The 17425-nt window shown below is 68.1% G+C and carries 11 protein-coding genes; all 11 read left to right on the top strand.

What is annotated here, in order from left to right; genetic code table 11:
• The first annotated feature begins 117 nt into the window (after positions 1-117).
• The 11 genes from L2Y94_RS06260 (at position 118) to L2Y94_RS06310 (ending at position 17424) form a co-directional block, all read left to right on the top strand.
• The gene (locus L2Y94_RS06260) at positions 118-2151 is read left to right on the top strand and encodes a methyl-accepting chemotaxis protein (protein ID WP_247373802.1); all 2034 of its coding nucleotides are present in this window, start codon (positions 118-120) and stop codon (positions 2149-2151) included.
• A gap of 4 nt (positions 2152-2155) precedes the next feature.
• Positions 2156-8227, top strand: a complete 6072-nt coding sequence (locus L2Y94_RS06265; RefSeq protein ID WP_247373803.1) for an Hpt domain-containing protein — start codon at positions 2156-2158, stop codon at positions 8225-8227.
• Positions 8220-9920 carry a chemotaxis protein CheB gene (locus tag L2Y94_RS06270; protein ID WP_247373804.1) on the top strand — a complete coding sequence of 567 codons (1701 nt, stop codon included), beginning with the start codon at positions 8220-8222 and terminating at the stop codon, positions 9918-9920. Before L2Y94_RS06265 ends, L2Y94_RS06270 begins: the two co-directional genes overlap by 8 nt.
• A complete protein-coding gene (locus L2Y94_RS06275) occupies positions 9917-10420 on the top strand; it encodes a chemotaxis protein CheW (protein ID WP_247373805.1) in 504 nt (167 codons plus the stop codon). The genes L2Y94_RS06270 and L2Y94_RS06275 overlap by 4 nt, the downstream gene beginning before the upstream one ends.
• A gap of 77 nt (positions 10421-10497) precedes the next feature.
• Positions 10498-10695, top strand: coding sequence for a hemin uptake protein HemP (gene hemP, locus L2Y94_RS06280; protein ID WP_144911270.1), 198 nt, complete (start codon positions 10498-10500; stop codon positions 10693-10695).
• Positions 10696-10780: 85 nt separating this feature from the next.
• Positions 10781-11344 carry a hypothetical protein gene (locus L2Y94_RS06285; protein ID WP_247373806.1) on the top strand — a complete coding sequence of 188 codons (564 nt, stop codon included), beginning with the start codon at positions 10781-10783 and terminating at the stop codon, positions 11342-11344.
• A gap of 178 nt (positions 11345-11522) precedes the next feature.
• Entirely contained in the window at positions 11523-12794 is a 1272-nt protein-coding gene (locus L2Y94_RS06290; protein ID WP_247373807.1) for an efflux RND transporter periplasmic adaptor subunit, read from the top strand.
• A gap of 29 nt (positions 12795-12823) precedes the next feature.
• Complete coding sequence (locus L2Y94_RS06295) at positions 12824-13537, top strand: ABC transporter ATP-binding protein (RefSeq protein ID WP_247373808.1); 714 nt, start codon at positions 12824-12826, stop codon at positions 13535-13537.
• A gap of 26 nt (positions 13538-13563) precedes the next feature.
• Entirely contained in the window at positions 13564-14871 is a 1308-nt protein-coding gene (locus L2Y94_RS06300) for an ABC transporter permease (protein WP_247373809.1), read from the top strand.
• An 11-nt stretch (positions 14872-14882) separates the two neighbouring features.
• Complete coding sequence (locus L2Y94_RS06305; protein WP_247373810.1) at positions 14883-16100, top strand: ABC transporter permease; 1218 nt, start codon at positions 14883-14885, stop codon at positions 16098-16100.
• 19 nt (positions 16101-16119) lie between these two features.
• Positions 16120-17424, top strand: coding sequence for an ABC transporter permease (locus L2Y94_RS06310; RefSeq protein ID WP_247373812.1), 1305 nt, complete (start codon positions 16120-16122; stop codon positions 17422-17424).
• The last annotated feature ends 1 nt before the right edge of the window (position 17425 follow it).

Raw genomic sequence — 17425 nt, forward strand, 5'->3', positions numbered from 1 at the left:
GACGGCGGCCCTCGCGGGACGCCGGTACAGGATACGCGCGGGTCCGTCCCGCGTTGGGAACGCGAGGGGCGCCCCGTTCGGGGTCGCTTCGTCTGGCCAGGTTTGGGTGAGGTGGATATGAGTACGACAGCAAGCGGCGCGGGCCGGGAACGCGGTTACACGATCGTCATCGTGTTCCTTCTCCTGGCGATCGGTCTGGCGTCGGTCGACTTCTGGTGGCTCAACAACAAGAACGGCGAAGACCGTGAGGCCATCGCGCTCACCACCCAGGTGCAGGTGCTTTCGCAGCAGACCGCGAAGTACGCGCTGGAGGCCTCCGACGGCAACCGCGATTCCTTCCGCGAGCTGTCGGCCACCCGCAACACCATCGACTCGGCCGTGCAACGCCTGGTCAAGGGCGACGAGAAGACCGGCATGCCGGCCTATGCCGACGCCAACGCCACCCAGGCCGGCCGCTCGATCGGCGCGCTGGCCAACGCCTGGCACCAGCTGGACGCCGACATCGGCAAGATCCTCAACAACCAGGACCTCGTGCTCTCCTCGGGCGAGCGCGCCGACCTCTTCGCCAAGCAGATGCCGCTGCTCAACGCGCGCACCGACGAAGTGCTCAACATCATCCAGCAGAAGAACGCCTCCTCGGAGCAGACCTTCACCATCGCCCGCTGGATGCTCATGGCCGACCGCATGATCCGCCGTGTGCAGGAAATCCTGCAGGGCGGCGACGCGGCGCAGTCGGCTGCCGACGGCCTCTCGCGCGACGCCCAGCTCTACGGCTCGGTGCTCAAGGGCCTGGTCGACGGCAACCCCGATGGCGGCGTGCGAGCGATGAGCGACGCCAACGCGCGCAAGATCCTCGACGGCATGCAGTCGTCGTGGAGCGAACTGGTCGACCCGGTGAACCAGCTGGTGGCCGCCTCGCCCAACCTGCAGGACGTCAAGCGCGCCGGCAACCAGGCCTCGCTCGATTCGCAGACCGTGCTCCTGCGCGCGAACGAATCCGCCGACCAGATCGCCAAACTGCCGCTGACCCGCCTGTTCCCGAACGTCTGGTGGGGCCTGCTCGGCGCCATCGGCGCGGTGCTCTTCGCGCTGCTGCTGGTCTACAACCTCGTGCGCGACCAGCGCCGCCGCTTCGAGACCACGTCGGAACTGAACCAGCGCAACCAGACGGCGATCATGCGCCTGCTCGACGAGATGGGTACGCTCGCCGAAGGCGACCTGACCATCAAGGCGACGGTCACCGAGGACATCACCGGCGCCATCGCGGACGCCATGAACTCCGCGGTGGACGAGATGCGCAACCTCGTCACCACCATCAACGAGACCGCCGTGCGCGTCTCGGCGGCCGCCCAGGAAACCCAGGCCACCGCCATGCACCTGGCCGACGCGGCCGAGCAGCAGGCGCAGCAGATCAGCTCGGCCACTTCGGCGATCAACCAGATCGCCACCTCGATGGATACGGTGTCCAAGGACTCGGCCGAATCGGCCGACGTGGCGCAGCGCTCGGTGCAGATCGCGTCACGCGGAGCCGAAGTGGTGCGCGAGACCATCCAGGGCATGGATTCCATCCGTGACCAGATCCAGGAAACCTCCAAGCGCATCAAGCGCCTGGGCGAGTCGTCGCAGGAGATCGGCTCGATCGTGGAACTCATCAACGACATCGCCGAACAGACCAACATCCTCGCGCTCAACGCCGCCATCCAGGCGGCCTCGGCGGGCGAGGCCGGCCGCGGTTTCGCGGTGGTGGCCGACGAAGTGCAGCGCCTCGCGGAACGCTCCGCCAGCGCCACCAAGCGTATCGAGACGCTGGTGCAGACCATTCAGTCCGATACCAACGAAGCGGTGAGCTCGATGGAACAGACCACCGCCGAGGTGGTGGCCGGTGCCCGCCTCGCGGAAGACGCGGGTACGGCGCTGGGCGACATCGAACGCGTGTCGAACGACCTGTCGGCGCTGATTCAGAACATCTCCGCGGCGGCGCGCCAGCAGTCGGCCGCGGCGACGGATACCTCGGCCACGATGAACGTGATCCAGGAAATCACCTCGCAAACGTCGCTGGGCGCGAGCCAGACGGCCGAATCGATCGGCAACCTCGCGCAACTGGCGAACGACCTTCGCCTGTCCGTCGCGAACTTCAAGCTGCCGGGTTGATGCAGTGAGACTCAACGACCACACCGATTTCACCACGCTGCACTGGGTCAAGGCCGAGCTCGACGACGCCCTGGCCAAGGCGCGGCAAGCGCTCGAGTCCTACGTCGAGGACCCCCGCGACGCCTACGTCATGCACACCTGCGCCGCCGACCTGCACCAGGTGCACGGCACGCTGCGCATGGTGGAGCTCTACGGCGCCGCGATGGTGGTGGGCGAAATGGAAGCCCTGGTCGCCGCGTTGATCGACGGCGACGTGGCCCAGCGCGACGACGCCTATGCCGCGCTCATGCGCGGCATGATGCAGATGCCCGACTACCTCGAGCGCCTGCAGAGCGGCCACCGCGACGTGCCCATCGTGCTGTTGCCCCTGCTCAACGACCTGCGCGCCAGCCGTGGCGAGCAGTCGTTGCACGAGTCTGCCCTGTTCACGCCCAACCTCGACGCTCCCCTGCCTCTGGGCGCGCCCGGTGCCGACGACCCGGCCGCCGCCGAAGCCGCGCAGGGCGAGATCGCCGAACTGCGCCTGCGCTTCCAGCAGCAGCTGCTGGCCTGGTTCCGCGGGCAGGGCGGCGAACGCCAGTTGCTCGGCATGCGCGCCACGCTCGATGGCATCGCCGCGCGCTGCTACAGCATCGCCGGCCGCCGCTTGTGGTGGATCGCCGCCGGCGTGCTCGAAGGCCTGGAGCGCGGCGTGCTTCGCGGCCACGAGAAAGACGTGCGCCAGCTCATCGGGCGCGTCGACCGTTCCATCCGCGAACTGCTCGACCGCGGCGAGGATGCGTTGCTGGGCGGTGACGCCGAGGACCTCGCCCGCAAGCTGCTCTATTACGTCGCCCAGGCCCGCCCGGGCAGCGAGCGCATCGACGAACTGCGCAACACCTACCGCCTCGAAGGGCTGTTGCCCCGCGAATCCGAACTGGAACACGCACGCGGGTCGATGTCCGGCCACAACCGTGCGCTGCTCGACACCGTGTCGGCGGCGATCAAGGAAGACCTGCTGCGCGTGAAGGAGTCGCTCGACCTGTTCCTGCGCCGCCATGACGGCGATCCGGCGCAGCTCGGACCGCAGGCCGACATCCTCGAACGGGTGGGCGACACGCTCGGCATGCTGGCGCTCGGCGTGCCTCGCCGCGTGGTGGGCGAACAGCGCCTCATCCTCGGCGAGATCGCCGCGGGCACCCGCTCGCCCGACGAGGAATCGTTGCTCGACGTGGCCGGCGCGCTGCTTTACGTCGAAGCCTCGCTCGACGACCACATCGACCGTCTCGGCGCCGAAGGGGAAACCCTGGCCGCCGACGGCGGACCGTCGCCGTTGCCGCGCAGCGAGGCGCGCCAGATCCTGTCCACCCTGATGCGCGAGGCCACGGCGAACACCTCGAAGGTGAAGGACGCCATCGTCGCCTTCGTCGAATCGTCGTGGAACCATGCCCAGCTCGACGGCACGCCCGAACTCATGGGCGAGATCGGCGGCGCCATGCGCATGCTCGGCGCCAACCGTCCCGCCGAACTGGCCGACGGCGTCGGCCTGTTCATCCATCGCGAGTTGCTGGGCGACCGCCGCGTGCCCAACGGCACGCAGATGGACCGCCTCGCCGACGCCCTGGCGGCGCTGGAGTATTACCTCGAGGCCGCGCGCGAGCATCGCGGTGGCCTGGAGCACATCCTCGACGTCACCCAGCAGAGCCTCGCCGAACTCGGCTACTGGCCGCTGCCCTCGACGCAGGAACCGGAAGCGTCGGAGCCCGCGCACGAAGCGCTCGGCGCCGAGGCCCTCGAAGACATCGAGACGGCGGCGATCGAACACATCGCCGTCCCGTCCACGAGCGAAGACGACGGCGAAACCGTTTCCAGCTTCGCCGACAGCTTCGACCTGATCGACGAGCCGCCCACCGACGCGGAAGTGGAAGCCGAAGCGGCCGCCGCGCCCGAGCCCGAGCCCGAGGCGGAGTCCGGACCCGCCGTCGAGGAAGACTGGGTCGAGATCGAGGAAGAGATCGAGCAGGAAGTCGGCGGCCACGGCATGGCCGAGTTCGCCGGGTTCCAGATCACCGTCGACGGCATCGACGACGAGATCCGCGAGATCTTCCTGGAAGAAACCCAGGAAGAGATCGACAACCTCACCGCCGCGCTGGCCCCTTGGTTCGCCGACCCGGAAAAGGCCGAGGCGATGGTGCCGATCCGCCGGTCGTTCCACACGCTGAAGGGCTCCGGCCGTCTCGTCGGCGCACGCCTCCTGGGCGAGTTCTCCTGGAAAGTGGAGAACATGCTCAACCGTGTGCTCGACGGCACCATCGGGCCGCACGAAGGCGTGCAGGCGCTGGTCCGCCATGCGGTGGCCGCGCTGCCCGAACTGAAGGCCGCGCTCGAAGGCGCCGGCGCACCGTCCGCGCCGATCGCCGCGATCATGGAAACCGCCGATCGCGTCGCGATGGGCGATAACGCCTTCGTCGAAGACGTGGCGAAACATTCGGTGCATACGGTGCGCACGCGCGTGAAACGCCGCGTGCCGCGCGACACCATCGCCGCCGTGCCGACCGCCGCGTTCGCTTCCTACGGCCAGGCCCCCGCGTCCGTGCCGGAACCGGCGGTCGAGACGCCGTACGCCGCACCGGCGTTGCCGCCGGTGGATGCGGTGCTGCTGGACATCCTGCGCACCGAGGTCGGCCAATACCTCACCGTGATCCGCGCCAACCTCGCCCGGGCGGGCGAGGGCGAACTGCCGGTGGACGACGGCCTGCTGCGCGCGGTGCATACCTTGCACGGCGCCATCGGCATGGTGGACATCCCCATGCTCATCCAGGTGCTGGCACCGTTGGAAGGCCTCATCAAACGCGTTCGCGCGTCGGGCGAGCCGCTGCGTCGCGACGGCGTGCGGGCCCTGCGCGACGCGGCCGACCTGGTCGACCACGTGATGGGCCTGTTCGACGTGCCCGAACCGACCGTACCCGACGTGTCGGCCCTGGCCGCGCACATCGCCGCCCTCCGCGACGAGCAGCCCGAAGCCACGGTCGCGCACATCCTCTACGAACCCGATCCGCTGCCGCTGGACGGCGAGGACCGCGCTTTCGTGGGAGCCGACGCCGTCGATGACGATGCCGCCGTTCCGTTCGAACAGGCGGCGGAGGAGATCGAACCTTTCGAGGACGCTTCGACAGACATTCCCCTCGATCCCGCCTTCGAAGCCATGCTGGCCGACGAGCTGGCTGCCCACGACGCGCAACCGCCGGTGGACGACGACCTCCCGCCGGTCGACCTGCCGACGCTGGAAAGCCTGCTCGCCGAGGGCGACCTCACGGCCGATTTCCTCGCTGCGTACGATGACGCCCCGGCAGCGCCCGCCGAGGGCGAGGTCAAGCCGATCCTCGAATTCGACGCCGCCGAGGAAGCGAAGTGGCGCCTGCTCGTCGATGCCGAGCCGCTGCCGCAGCCGATGTCGCACGACGGCGAGGTGTTGCACGTCGACGACGGCCTGGTCGAGCCGTCGGAACCCCGTCTCGAGACGTCCGGCGATGCGGAATCCCCCGTGGAAGCCGACCCTGTCGGCGACGGTGACGCGGTGTCGTCCGAGGCCGCGGAGGTCGTGTTCGAGCATCCGGCGGGCTTCGATTCCATCGACGACGAGGCGTCCGAAACGCCCGAATCGCCGACAGGGGAGGCTCCCACGGATTCGGTCTCGGCAAGTTCGGTGGCGGAGCCGCACATCGAACACGAAACCGCCCTGATCCCCGAACTCTCGCCCTACGCCGACATCGATCCCGACCTGCTCGAGGTCTTCGTCGAGGAAGGACGCGAGATCCTCGACCATGCCGACGGCGCGCTTGCCGCCTGGCGTGCCGAACCGCAGCAGGCCGAGCACGTGGCCGCGTTGCAGCGCGACCTGCACACGCTCAAGGGCAGCGCGCGCATGGCCGGCATGGCGCCGGTGGGCGACCTCGCGCATGCGATGGAAACCCTGCTCGATGCCGTGGCCGGTGGCCAGCGTTCGAGCGACCGGGCCGGCATCGAGGCGATGGAAACGGGCTTCGATCGCCTGCACGGGATGGTGCAGTCCATCGCCCAGGGCCAACCGATCGCGCTGACCGACGCCGACATCGAACCGTTCGCACGCCTCGCGGGCGCCCCCATCGCCCCGGACACGCTCACCGCCGAGAGCTATCGCGAAGAACGCGAGCCGGTCCTCCCGGTCCGCGAACTCCCCGAACTGCTGCCCGAGTTCGAGGAAGAAGACCTCCAGCGCGGCACGCAGGAACAGATCCGCGTGCGCGCGGACATGCTCGACACGCTGGTGAACCACGCCGGCGAGGTGTCCATCTACCGTTCGCGCCTGGAACAGCAGACCGCGAGCTTCCGTGCCGCGCTGACCGAGCACGAGCAGACGGTGGACCGCCTGCGCAGCCAGCTGCGCATGCTGGAAATCGAAACCGAGACGCAGATCATCGCGCGTTACCACCAGGAACATCGCGACAACGCGTCGACCTTCGACCCGCTCGAGCTCGACCGTTTTTCGCAGTTGCAGCAGTACTCCCGCGCGCTGGCCGAGTCGGTCTCCGACCTGGTGTCGCTGCAGACCATCCTCGACGACCTCACCCGCCAGTCGGAAAACCTCCTGCTCCAGCAGCAGCGGGTCAATGCCGAGCTGCAGGAAGGCCTCATGCAGACGCGCATGCTGCCGTTCGACGCCATGGTGCCGAACCTGCGCCGCACGCTGCGCCAGGCGGCTTCGGACGTGGGCAAGCGCGCGCAGCTGGTGGTGGAGGGCGCCAACGGCGAAATGGACCGCAACATGCTCGAGCGCATCAAGGCGCCCTTCGAGCACATGCTGCGCAACGCGGTGGCCCACGGCATCGAATCGCCCGAGGCGCGCGAAGCCGCCGGCAAGAACCCCGAAGGCACCGTACGCATCCGCGTGGCCCGCGAGGCCACGGAAATCGTGGTGCGGCTGTCCGACGACGGCGCCGGCATGGATCGCGACGCGATCCGCGCCAAGGCGATCGACCGCGGCCTGCTGCGCGCGGACGCGCGCGTGTCCGACGAGCAGATCTACCAGCTCACCCAGGTGCCCGGCTTCTCCACGGCGGAAAAGGTCACCCAGGTGGCCGGCCGCGGCGTCGGCATGGACGTGGTCGCCAACGAGATCAAGCAGCTCGGCGGCACGCTCGCCATCGAGTCGAGGCAGGGCGAAGGCACCACCTTCGTGATGCGCCTGCCGTTCACCCTCGCGGTGACCCAGGCCCTGATCGTGCGCATCGGCGAAACCAGTTTCGCCATCCCGATGACCTCGGTGCATGGCGTGGCGCACGTCGAGCCGAACGAGCTGGCGCATCGCATGGCCGACGAGCATCCCTCGATCGAATATTCCGGCGAGGATTACGTCATCCACGACCTGCCGCGCCTGCTCGGCGTGCACGCGCTTTCGTCGATGGAAGAAGGCGACGTTCCGCTGCTGATCGTCCGCGCCGGCGACCTCCGCGCCGCGATCCGCGTCGATGCCGTGCTCGGTTCGCGCGAAATCGTCGTCAAGCCGGTGGGCCCGCAGGTGAGTTCGGTGCCCGGCGTGCTGGGTGCCACGATCATGGGCGACGGCTCCGTGCTGGTCATCCTCGATCTCGCACCTCTGGTTCGCCACGGCGTGGCCCGCCAGGCCTTCGAGGCCGAAGCCGCGCGCCCGCAAGCGCCGCGCGCGCAGGACGAAGTGCGCGTGAAACCGCTGGTGATGGTGGTGGACGACTCGATCACCATGCGCAAGGTCACCGGCCGCGTGCTCGAACGCCACGGCTTCGAGGTGATGACGGCGAAGGACGGCGTGGACGCGCTGGAAAAACTCAACGAGCGCGTGCCCGATCTCATGCTGCTCGACATCGAGATGCCCCGCATGGACGGCTATGAGCTCGCCACCGCGATGAAGGCGGAAGATCGCCTCGCCGAGGTACCGGTCATCATGATCACGTCGCGCACCGGCGACAAACATCGCCAGCGCGCCTTCGACATCGGCGTGAAGCGCTACATCGGCAAGCCGTACCAGGAGAACGACCTCATCGTGCAGATCAACGACCTGCTCGGAGCGCACCATGGCTGACGGCACCACGGCGGTCGCGTTGCTGTTCGACGACGCCGGTCTTTCCGCACACCTGCGCGAAGCGCTCGTCGCGCAGGGGGCGCGCATCGTTTACGAATCGGACCTCGCGGCGTTCGCTCCCGCCGAACTGGTCGGCTCGTCGGCCGACGTGGTGGTGGTCGACCTCGACGATCCCAGCGACGCCGACCTGGACCGCCTCTACGACATCGTCGAAGGTGGTTCGCCGCGCCTGGTGTTCAACGACGCGGACGCGAGCCGCCACCTCCAGGGATGGGACCGTGCTCGCTGGGCTCGCCACCTCGCGGCCAAGCTGGTGGGCGGCGACGTGCTCGATCCACCGCGTCCCGACGATGCACGCGCCATCGAGCCGCGCATCGAGGCCATCGCCGGCGTATCCGCGCCGGCGGAAGAGCGCTTCGTGGTGCCGCTCGACGGCGAGCTCGCCATCACCGGCAGCCATGGTTATCCGTTGGGGCCTCTGACGGTTTCCGACGCCCCTCCCGAGACGGTGGGCATCGTGGACGACGTCGCCGACGAATTGGTGTTCTCGGCGCCGCAGCCCGTGTCCGACGAGGACGGGGAGGGTGCCGATCCGGCCGAACTGGCCGCCGAGCTCGAGGCGCTGCTCGCCGAAAACGACGCCGCCCCGCTCGACGCCGGCATGCTGGAAGACGTGCCTTCGCATCCGGTGGAACTCAACGAACTCGCCTCGCTCGGCCTGTCGTCGTTCGAGGTGGTGGACGAAGCGCCGCCGGCGCCTCCTGTCACGCCCGAACTGCGCCAGTTCGATCTCAGCGGCTTCAGCCTCGAATCGCTCGACGGCGCGCCCGGCGTGCCGCCGGAGGACGCGCCCACCCTGCAGATCGAAGGACGCTCGACGGAATACGTGCCGCCGCCGGTGCCCGAGTGGGACCTGCTCGACCACGACACCGTCGCTGCCGAGCCGCTGGCGCCGCGCGCCGCGCCGTCCGAGTTCGGCATCGAGACGCTAAGCGCCGCCGAATTCCTCGCCCACGACGTGGTGGACGACGGCACCTCGGGCATCGAGCCGGGGCTCACGCTCGAACTGGTGTCGATGGAAGAGGCCGTCGCGCCGGTCGTCCAGCGCAAGGGCGACTATTCCCACGAGATGTTCCTCGAGGGCAGCTCGCGCGCGGTACGCCGCGTGGTGGCCCTGGCCGGCGCGCGCGAAAGCGAACCGGCCATCGCCGGCTTCCTCGCGAAGGTGTCCGACAGCCTGCCCGCGGTGCTGCTCGTCGTGGCCCATCATGATGGCGACAGCGAGGACTTCGCCACGCGCCTGGGCCGTGGTCGCGTGGCGCGCCAGGGTGAGCATGCGGGACATGGCGACGTGCTGGTGGTGCCGCATGGCAGGCGCGTCCAGATTCGCCGCGACGGCAGCGTCACGGTGCGTGACGAGGACGCCGGCGGCCCCTCCATCGACGGCGTGCTCAGCACGCTGGCGGGTGGCTTCGGCACCGACGCGCTGGCCATCGTCTTCGCCGGCCGGGGCAACGATGCCGTGGCCGGTTCGCAGGCCGTGTACGACGCCGGCGGCCGCGTATGGGTGGAGACCGTTCCGGTCGAACAGGAAGCCGGCCACATGGTGGCCGGCGTGCGCGAGGAGCGCGTGGCCGGTTACGCGGGCGACGTGGACGCTCTGGCGCGCAAACTCACCGAGGAATTCCCATGAGCATAGGCGAGCCGCTACCTCGCGAAATCCGCTGCGTGCTGATTCCCAGCGCGGGCGTGCGATTGCTGTTGCCGAACGCGGCGGTGGCCGAAGTGATCACCCTGGCCGGCGTCGTGCCCGTGGACGACGCGCCGGTCTGGCTGCGCGGCCGCATCGAATGGCGCGGCTGGCACATCCCGCTGATCGGTTTCGACCACGTGGCGCCGCTGCCGGCCGACGCGCCGGCACAGGCCGCCCGCGTCGCGGTGCTCAAGGCCATCGGCAACCGGCCGGACATGCCGTACCTGGCCGTGCTCACCCATGGCTTCCCGCGCCTGACCACGCTCAACGCCGAGCTGCTCCTGCCCACGCACGACGGCAGCGACCTGCCGTTCGGGGTAAAGGCACAGGTGCTGGTGAGGGACGACATGGCGGTGATTCCGGACCTGGAAGGCATCGAGGCCGAGTTGGTGGGGATGCAGGCGGTCGAGGAACTGACGGCGTCGGCTCCCGTCGGGTAGCCGGAAAGCGATGCCCTTGACGAGTAATTGAGAATCATTATCATCAACTCCGCACCCCCAAACGCGGAGTCACAGCCATGCTCGTCACCACGCCTGCCCGTTCCGAAGCCCACGGCCGCGACAAGGTCGTGCCGTTGCGTCCCGCGCCCGTCGCCGCCCGCCGCATCGAGAGCCAGCGCCTCCTCGACGGTTCGCGCGAACTGGTCATCGAGCACCAGGGCGCCGAATACCACCTGCGCCTCACCCGCAACGACAAGCTGATCCTCACCAAGTAACTCGGTCTCCCCGACGCCAAGCCACGCCGCCCCTCCCCGCGGCCCAGCCAGGCCTCCTCTTCGGTCTTTCGCCCAGGAGACGCCCATGTTCGGCTGGCTCGCATCCTTCGGCGTGCACTCGCGCGCCCGTTCCACCTCCACCGTGCGATGGCTGGCCATCACGCCGCGCACGCTCGTCGAAGGGCTCGGCCAGCTCGGAGGGGTGCTCTATCTCGCCCCGCTCCCGGTCTCCTGCCAAGCAAACCTGCCGACATCCCCGGGCTGCCTGGTCGAATCCACCGACCTCGCGCCGCTGCTGTCCACGCGGTATGTCGGCGTGACCTGTGCGGTGACCTGCGAGGGGCCACGCGAGTGGATCGATTGCATCGGCGCGGATGGCGATACGCTCGCCCGCATCTACCTGCTGCCCGATACCGACTATCTCGCCTGGGATGGCCTCTTCGTGGATGCGCTGCCCATCGATGCGCCGCCGCGTCACCTGCTGGATCGCGAGTGGCTGCGCGGTTGCCGTGCCCGCGTGCTCAGCTTTTCCCGACGCCGCCTCGCCGGCTTCGACATGCTTAGCGCGACCGACGCGTGCATTTCCGTCCTCGGGCGGGGCGTGGCCAGGGATATCGCCGTTTCCGAATCCATCGCCATCGGCGGGTGACCCGGCGGCAAGCCATCCCGCAAAGGCGTCCGGCCACCCGGTCACTGTCCGGGCAATCTGTCCGCGGACAACTCGCCGGTTCCATCATCTATCGCGTAAGTGACCGCCATATATAGGGATCGCGGCGTTGGCACGGGGCTTGCCTTGTTACTCGGCAAGCAAACCGGGGAACCACACCATGATCCGCGACACCTCCGCCCAGGACCGCATCGTCGAAGTCAAAGCCGGCCGTCACCGCAAGCTGATGCTTATCGGCGGCGCGGTGGCGGCGGTGGCCGTTCTCGCTTTCGTGGCGCCGAAGGTATCGACGATGTTCTCGGCCGATTCCTCGGTCAGCGCCTCTCGGCTGTCGTTCGGCACCGTGACCCGCGGCACCTTCGTGCGCGACATCGCCGCCGAGGGCAAGGTGGTCGCCGCCGTCAGTCCCACGCTGTACGCGCCCTACGGCGGCGCGGTGGTGCTGCAGGTGCATGCCGGCGACGTGGTGAAGAAGGGCCAGGTGCTCGCCGTGGTGTCCAGTCCGGAGCTGACCAACAAGCTGGCGCAGGAGAAATCCAACGCCGATGCGATGCAGGTGGAATACCTGCGCGCGCAGGTCGATGCGACGAAGAAGCGCAACGAACTGCAGAAGAATTTCGATAACTCGGTGATCGACCAGACCGCCGCCGAGCGTGACCTGAAGCGCTACCAGACCGCCTTCGACAAGGGCGCCGTGCCGGTGGCCGACGTGGACAAGGCCAAGTCGGCGCTGGACAAGGCGGCGATCACCCAGAAGCATGCCAAGTCCGACCTGGCGATGGACAACGACAGCCTTACCTTCGACGTGAAGGCGAAGAAGCTGGCCCACGATCGCCAGGTGCTGATGGTGCAGGACCTCGAGCGCCAGGTGGACGACCTCAACGTGAAGTCGCCGGTGGACGGCCAGGTCGGTCAGCTCTTCATCGCCGAACGCGCCACCGTGGCGAAAGACGCGCAGCTGCTCAGCGTCATCGACCTCTCGGCGCTGGAAGTGGAGATGAAGGTGCCCGAAAGCTTCGCTCGCGACCTCGCCATCGGCATGCCGGGCGAGATCAGCGGCAACGGCAAGCAGTGGAAGGGCAAGGTGAGCGCGGTGTCGCCGGAAGTGGTCAACGGCGAAGTCGCCGCGCGCCTGCGCTTCGACGGCACCACGCCGCAGCAACTGCGCCAGAGCCAGCGCCTGTCGGTGCGCGTGCTGCTCGATAGCCGCGACAACGTGCTCACGGTGCAGCGAGGCTCCTTCGTCGACGAGAGCGCGGGCCGCTATGCCTACGTCGTCAACGACGGCATGGCCGATCGCCGCGACATCCGCGTCGGTGCCAGCAGCATCGACAAGGTCGAAATCCTCGACGGCCTGAAGGAGGGCGACAAGATCGTCATCTCCGGTGCCGACTCCTTCGGCGACGCCAAGCACGTCGCCATCAGCCGCTGAAACCCATCCATTTTCCAGAGGGACACGCCATGCTCAAGATGAACCATCTCGCCAAGGTCTACCGCACGGAAGTGGTCGAGACCTACGCGCTGCGCGACTTCAACATCGACGTGAAGGAAGGCGAGTTCGTCGCCGTCACCGGCCCGTCCGGTTCGGGCAAGACCACCTTCCTCACCATCGCCGGGTTGCTGGAAACCTTCACGGGCGGCGAATACCACCTCGACGGCGTGGAGGTGAGCAACCTCAACGACAACGCGCGCTCGAAGATCCGCAACGAGAAGATCGGCTTCATCTTCCAGGCCTTCAACCTGATTCCCGACCTCAACGTGTTCGACAACTGCGAAGTGCCGCTGCGCTATCGCGGCATGAAGGCGGCCGAGCGCAAGCAGCGCATCATGGACGCGCTCGAGCGCGTGGGGCTGGCCTCGCGCGCCAAGCACTATCCGGCCGAGCTGTCCGGCGGCCAGCAGCAGCGCGTCGCCATCGCCCGCGCCCTGGCCGGCTCGCCGCGCCTGCTGCTCGCCGACGAACCGACCGGCAACCTCGATACGCAGATGGCCCGCGGCGTGATGGAACTGCTCGAAGAGATCCATCGCGAAGGCGCCACCATCGTCATGGTCACCCACGATCCGGAACTGGCCACGCGCGCCCAGCGCAACGTGCACGTGATCGACGGCCAGGTGGTCGACCTCGCCGAAGAACCGCGCTTCCACGCGCACGCCCATACCGCGCAGCGCGGCTGACGCATCGCATCCGGGGGGAGGCATCCATGTTCAGTTACTACCTACAACTCGGCCTGCGCAGCCTGCGCCGCAATCCCGTGCTCACGGGGCTCATGGTGGTCGCGATCGGCTTCGGGGTGGCGGCGTCGATGACCACCTATTCGGTGTTCCGCGCCACCTCGCGCAATCCGATCCCGCAGAAGTCCGACGTGCTCTACAACGTCCAGGTGGACAACTTCGGCCCGGACAACACCGAGAAGGGCGAGCCGCCGGCGGCCTTGAGCTACCTGGACGCCACGGCGCTGCAACGCGCGCACAAGGCGAAGCGCCAGGCCATCACCTATCCGATCGGCATCTCCATCATTCCGGAGAATCCCTCGCACCTGCCGATGCAGGAGGGCGGTTATGCGACCGGTGCGGACTTCTTCCCGATGTTCGACGTGCCTTTCGTGCAGGGCGGCCCGTGGACGGCGGACGACGACGAAAAGCACGCCAGCGTCGCCGTCATTTCCACCTCGCTCAACAACAAGCTGTTCGACGGCGGGCAGAGCGTCGGCAAGCAGGTGAACGTGGACGGCCGACTGTTCCGCATCGTGGGTGTGATCGAGGACTGGGCGCCGCAGCCGCTGTTCTTCGACGTGCCCAACACCGGCGGTTTCGACGAAGGTGCGGCGCTCTACGTGCCGTTCAATCGCGCCGTGGACCTGAAGATGCCCAACAACGGCAACAACAACTGCCCCAAGGACCCCGGCGAGGGCTGGGACACGTACCTGCATTCGGAATGCATCTGGCTGTCGCTGTGGACCGAGCTTCCCACCGCCGAGGATGCCCGTGCCTACCGCGAATACCTCACCGGCTACGCCGCGGAGCAGCAGCGTTCGGGCCGCTTCAACTGGGCCCCGAACGTGCGCCTTCGCGACGTGATGGACTGGTTGGCGGTGCAAAAGGTGGTGCCGCCCGAGTCCACGGTATCGCTGATCGTGTCGCTGGGGTTCCTGGTGATCTGCCTGGTCAACACCATCGGCCTGTTGCTGGCCAAGTTCATGCGCCGCGCACCGGAAATCGGCGTTCGCCGTGCGCTGGGCGCTTCGCGCAAGGACATCTACGCGCAGTTCCTCATCGAGGCGGGCACCATCGGCGTCGCCGGCGGACTGCTCGGCCTGCTCCTCACCGGCCTGGGCATCCTGGGCGTGGGAATGGTCTTTCCCGAGCGGATCGCCCGCCTGGCGACGATCGACCCGATGCTGGTGCTGATGACCCTGGTGGTCGCCATCGTCGCCTCGGTGGTCGCGGCGTTCTATCCCACGTGGCGCGCCTCGCTGGTGCAGCCGGCCTGGCAGCTGAAGTCGAACTGAGGACGAGAGCCATGCAAATCAGACCCATCCTCGCCGCGCTGCGCCGACACAAGGCCGGCACCATCCTCATCGCCCTGCAGATCGCGTTGACACTGGCCATCGTCTGCAACGCGCTGTTCATCGTGCACGACCGCATCGACCGGGTGAACCGGCTCACCGGCATGGACGAGAGGAACGTCGTCACGGTGCAGAACCGCTATGTCGGCTCGACCACCCAGTTCGTTCCGCAGATAAAGACCGACGTTCAGGCGATCCGCTCGATGCCCGGCGTGGAGTCGGCCTATGCGACCAACGCGTTTCCCTTGCGCCGGGGCGGCTGGTCCACGAGCATCCAGCGGACGGCCGAAGACCGCAAGGGCGAAGGCGTGTCGTCCGCCTTGTACTTCGGCGACGAGCAGACGCTGAAGACCCTGGGCGTGCGGCTCATCGCCGGGCGCAACTTCACGCCCGCCGAGGTGCATTCGTTCGAGCGCGAAGAAGCGCCCGCGCCCGCCCAGGTGATCGTGACCAAGGCGGTGGCGGACAAGCTGTTCCCGGACGGCAACGCCCTGGGGAAGGTCGTCTACTACTACAAGGGCAAGCCGTCGACGATCATCGGCATCGTCGACAAGCTGACCGTGCCCTGGATCGATGCCGACTTCATGGACAACGTGACCATCATGCCGCTGACGTTCAACAGCACCTACCAGTTCTTCGTGGTGCGCACCAAGCCCGGCCAGCAGGACGCGGTGTTCAAGTCGATCGCCAACACGCTCTACGGGACCAGCCGCATGCGCGTGTTGCCCGACAAGACCGGCGTGCGCACCTTCGAGATGGTGCGCAGCAAGGCCTACGAGGCCGATCGCGGCATGGCCATCCTGATGACCATCGTCAGCGGCGTGCTGCTCCTCATCACGGCGGCGGGCATCGTCGGCCTGTCGAGCTTCTGGGTGGGCCAGCGCCGCAAGCAGATCGGCGTACGGCGCGCGCTGGGAGCGAAGCGCAGCGACATCCTGAGCTACTTCCTCACCGAGAACTTCCTGATCGCCCTGGGCGGCGTGGTGCTCGGCGTGATCCTCGCGGTGGGCATGAGCCAGTGGATGTTCACCCACTTCGAGATGAAGCGCCTGTCGCTCACCTACGTCGCCGCCGGCGTCGCGATCCTGCTCGCGCTGGGCCAGCTCGCGGTGCTCGCCCCGGCCATGAAGGCCTCGCGCGTGTCTCCCGTGGAAGCCACGCGCAGCGTCTGATCCGAAGGAGCGTGACGGGATGTTCGCGTATTACCTGGACATGGCCCTGCTGAGCCTGAGGCGAAGCAAGGGCCTGACCACCCTGATGATCACCGCGGTAGCCCTGGGCATCGGCGCGTGCATGACCACCCTGACCGTCGTGCACGTGCTCTCCGGCGACCCGCTGCCGGGACGTAGCGATCGAGTCTTCCGCGCCACGGTCGACCCGGAGGAAATCGCCGGCTACGTGCCGGGCAGCGATCCGCTCGACCAGGTGTCATGGATCGACGGCATGAACCTGCTGCATGCCCGCCAGGCCGATCGGCAGGCCCTGATGAGCGGGGGCAACGTGGCGGTGCAGCCGCCGGACGCATCGGGGGCGGAGTTCTATACGCCCGCGCGCTACACCACCGCCGATCTGTTCGGGATGTTCGGGCTGCACTTCGTCTACGGCGGCCCATGGAGCCAAGCCGATGACGACGGACGCGCGCGCCTGGTGGTGATCACCCGCAGCCTCAACCAGAAACTGTTCGGCGGCGTGGACAGCACCGGTCGCGCCTTGCAGGTGGCCGGTGCCGACCTGCGCGTGCAGGGGGTCGTGGACGACTGGGCGCCCAAGCCCCACTTCCACGATCTCGATGCCGGTTCGTTCGGCGACGCCGAGCAGGTCTTCATGCCGTTGACCACGTCGCGCGACCTGCAGGCGGCCCACTCGGGGTCGACGTCTTGCTGGGACAGCTCGAACTCGAACGATGCCGATCTCGAACGGTCATCGTGCGCTTGGTTGCAATACTGGGTGGAACTGGATTCGCCGGCGAAGCGCGACGCGTACCGCGAATTCCTCGTGGCCTATTCACGCCAGCAACACGACGCCGGCCGTTTCCAGAGGCCGCCCAACGTGCGCCTCCTCGACGTGCCCCAGTGGCTCGATTACAAGGCCGTGGTGCCTGGCGACGTGAAGCTGCAGGCGTGGCTTGCGAGCGCCTTCCTGGTGGTGTGCCTGGTCAATACCGTGGGCCTGATGCTGGCCAGGTTCCTGCGGCGCTCGAACGAGGTGAGCGTGAGGCGCGCCCTCGGCGCGTCGCGCGGCGCGATCATGGCGCAACTGCTGGTCGAGGCCGCCATCGTCGGGCTGGCCGGCGGCATCGGCGGGCTTCTGCTTGCGCTGGGTGGCTTGTGGCTGGTGCGCATGCAGCCCGACCGCTACGCCGCGCTGGCGCACATGGACCTGACGATGCTGGGACTGACGTTCGTGCTCGCCGTCGCCAGCACCGTCCTCGCGGGGTGGTTGCCGGCGTGGCGAGCCTGCCGCATCGCGCCGGCGCTGCAATTGAAGAGCTCCTGAC

The sequence above is a fragment of the Luteibacter aegosomatis genome (assembly GCF_023078455.1).
Classification (GTDB): Bacteria; Pseudomonadota; Gammaproteobacteria; order Xanthomonadales; family Rhodanobacteraceae; genus Luteibacter; species Luteibacter aegosomatis.

Bases quoted from the DNA above. Each gene is read 5' to 3' on its own strand.
- L2Y94_RS06260 (WP_247373802.1), top strand. From the start codon at position 118: ATGAGTACGACAGCAAGCGGCGCGGGCCGGGAACGCGGTTACACGATC.
- L2Y94_RS06270 (WP_247373804.1), top strand. From the start codon at position 8,220: ATGGCTGACGGCACCACGGCGGTCGCGTTGCTGTTCGACGACGCCGGT.
- L2Y94_RS06275 (WP_247373805.1), top strand. From the start codon at position 9,917: ATGAGCATAGGCGAGCCGCTACCTCGCGAAATCCGCTGCGTGCTGATT.
- hemP (WP_144911270.1), top strand. From the start codon at position 10,498: ATGCTCGTCACCACGCCTGCCCGTTCCGAAGCCCACGGCCGCGACAAG.
- L2Y94_RS06285 (WP_247373806.1), top strand. From the start codon at position 10,781: ATGTTCGGCTGGCTCGCATCCTTCGGCGTGCACTCGCGCGCCCGTTCC.
- L2Y94_RS06290 (WP_247373807.1), top strand. From the start codon at position 11,523: ATGATCCGCGACACCTCCGCCCAGGACCGCATCGTCGAAGTCAAAGCC.
- L2Y94_RS06295 (WP_247373808.1), top strand. From the start codon at position 12,824: ATGCTCAAGATGAACCATCTCGCCAAGGTCTACCGCACGGAAGTGGTC.
- L2Y94_RS06300 (WP_247373809.1), top strand. From the start codon at position 13,564: ATGTTCAGTTACTACCTACAACTCGGCCTGCGCAGCCTGCGCCGCAAT.
- L2Y94_RS06305 (WP_247373810.1), top strand. From the start codon at position 14,883: ATGCAAATCAGACCCATCCTCGCCGCGCTGCGCCGACACAAGGCCGGC.
- L2Y94_RS06310 (WP_247373812.1), top strand. From the start codon at position 16,120: ATGTTCGCGTATTACCTGGACATGGCCCTGCTGAGCCTGAGGCGAAGC.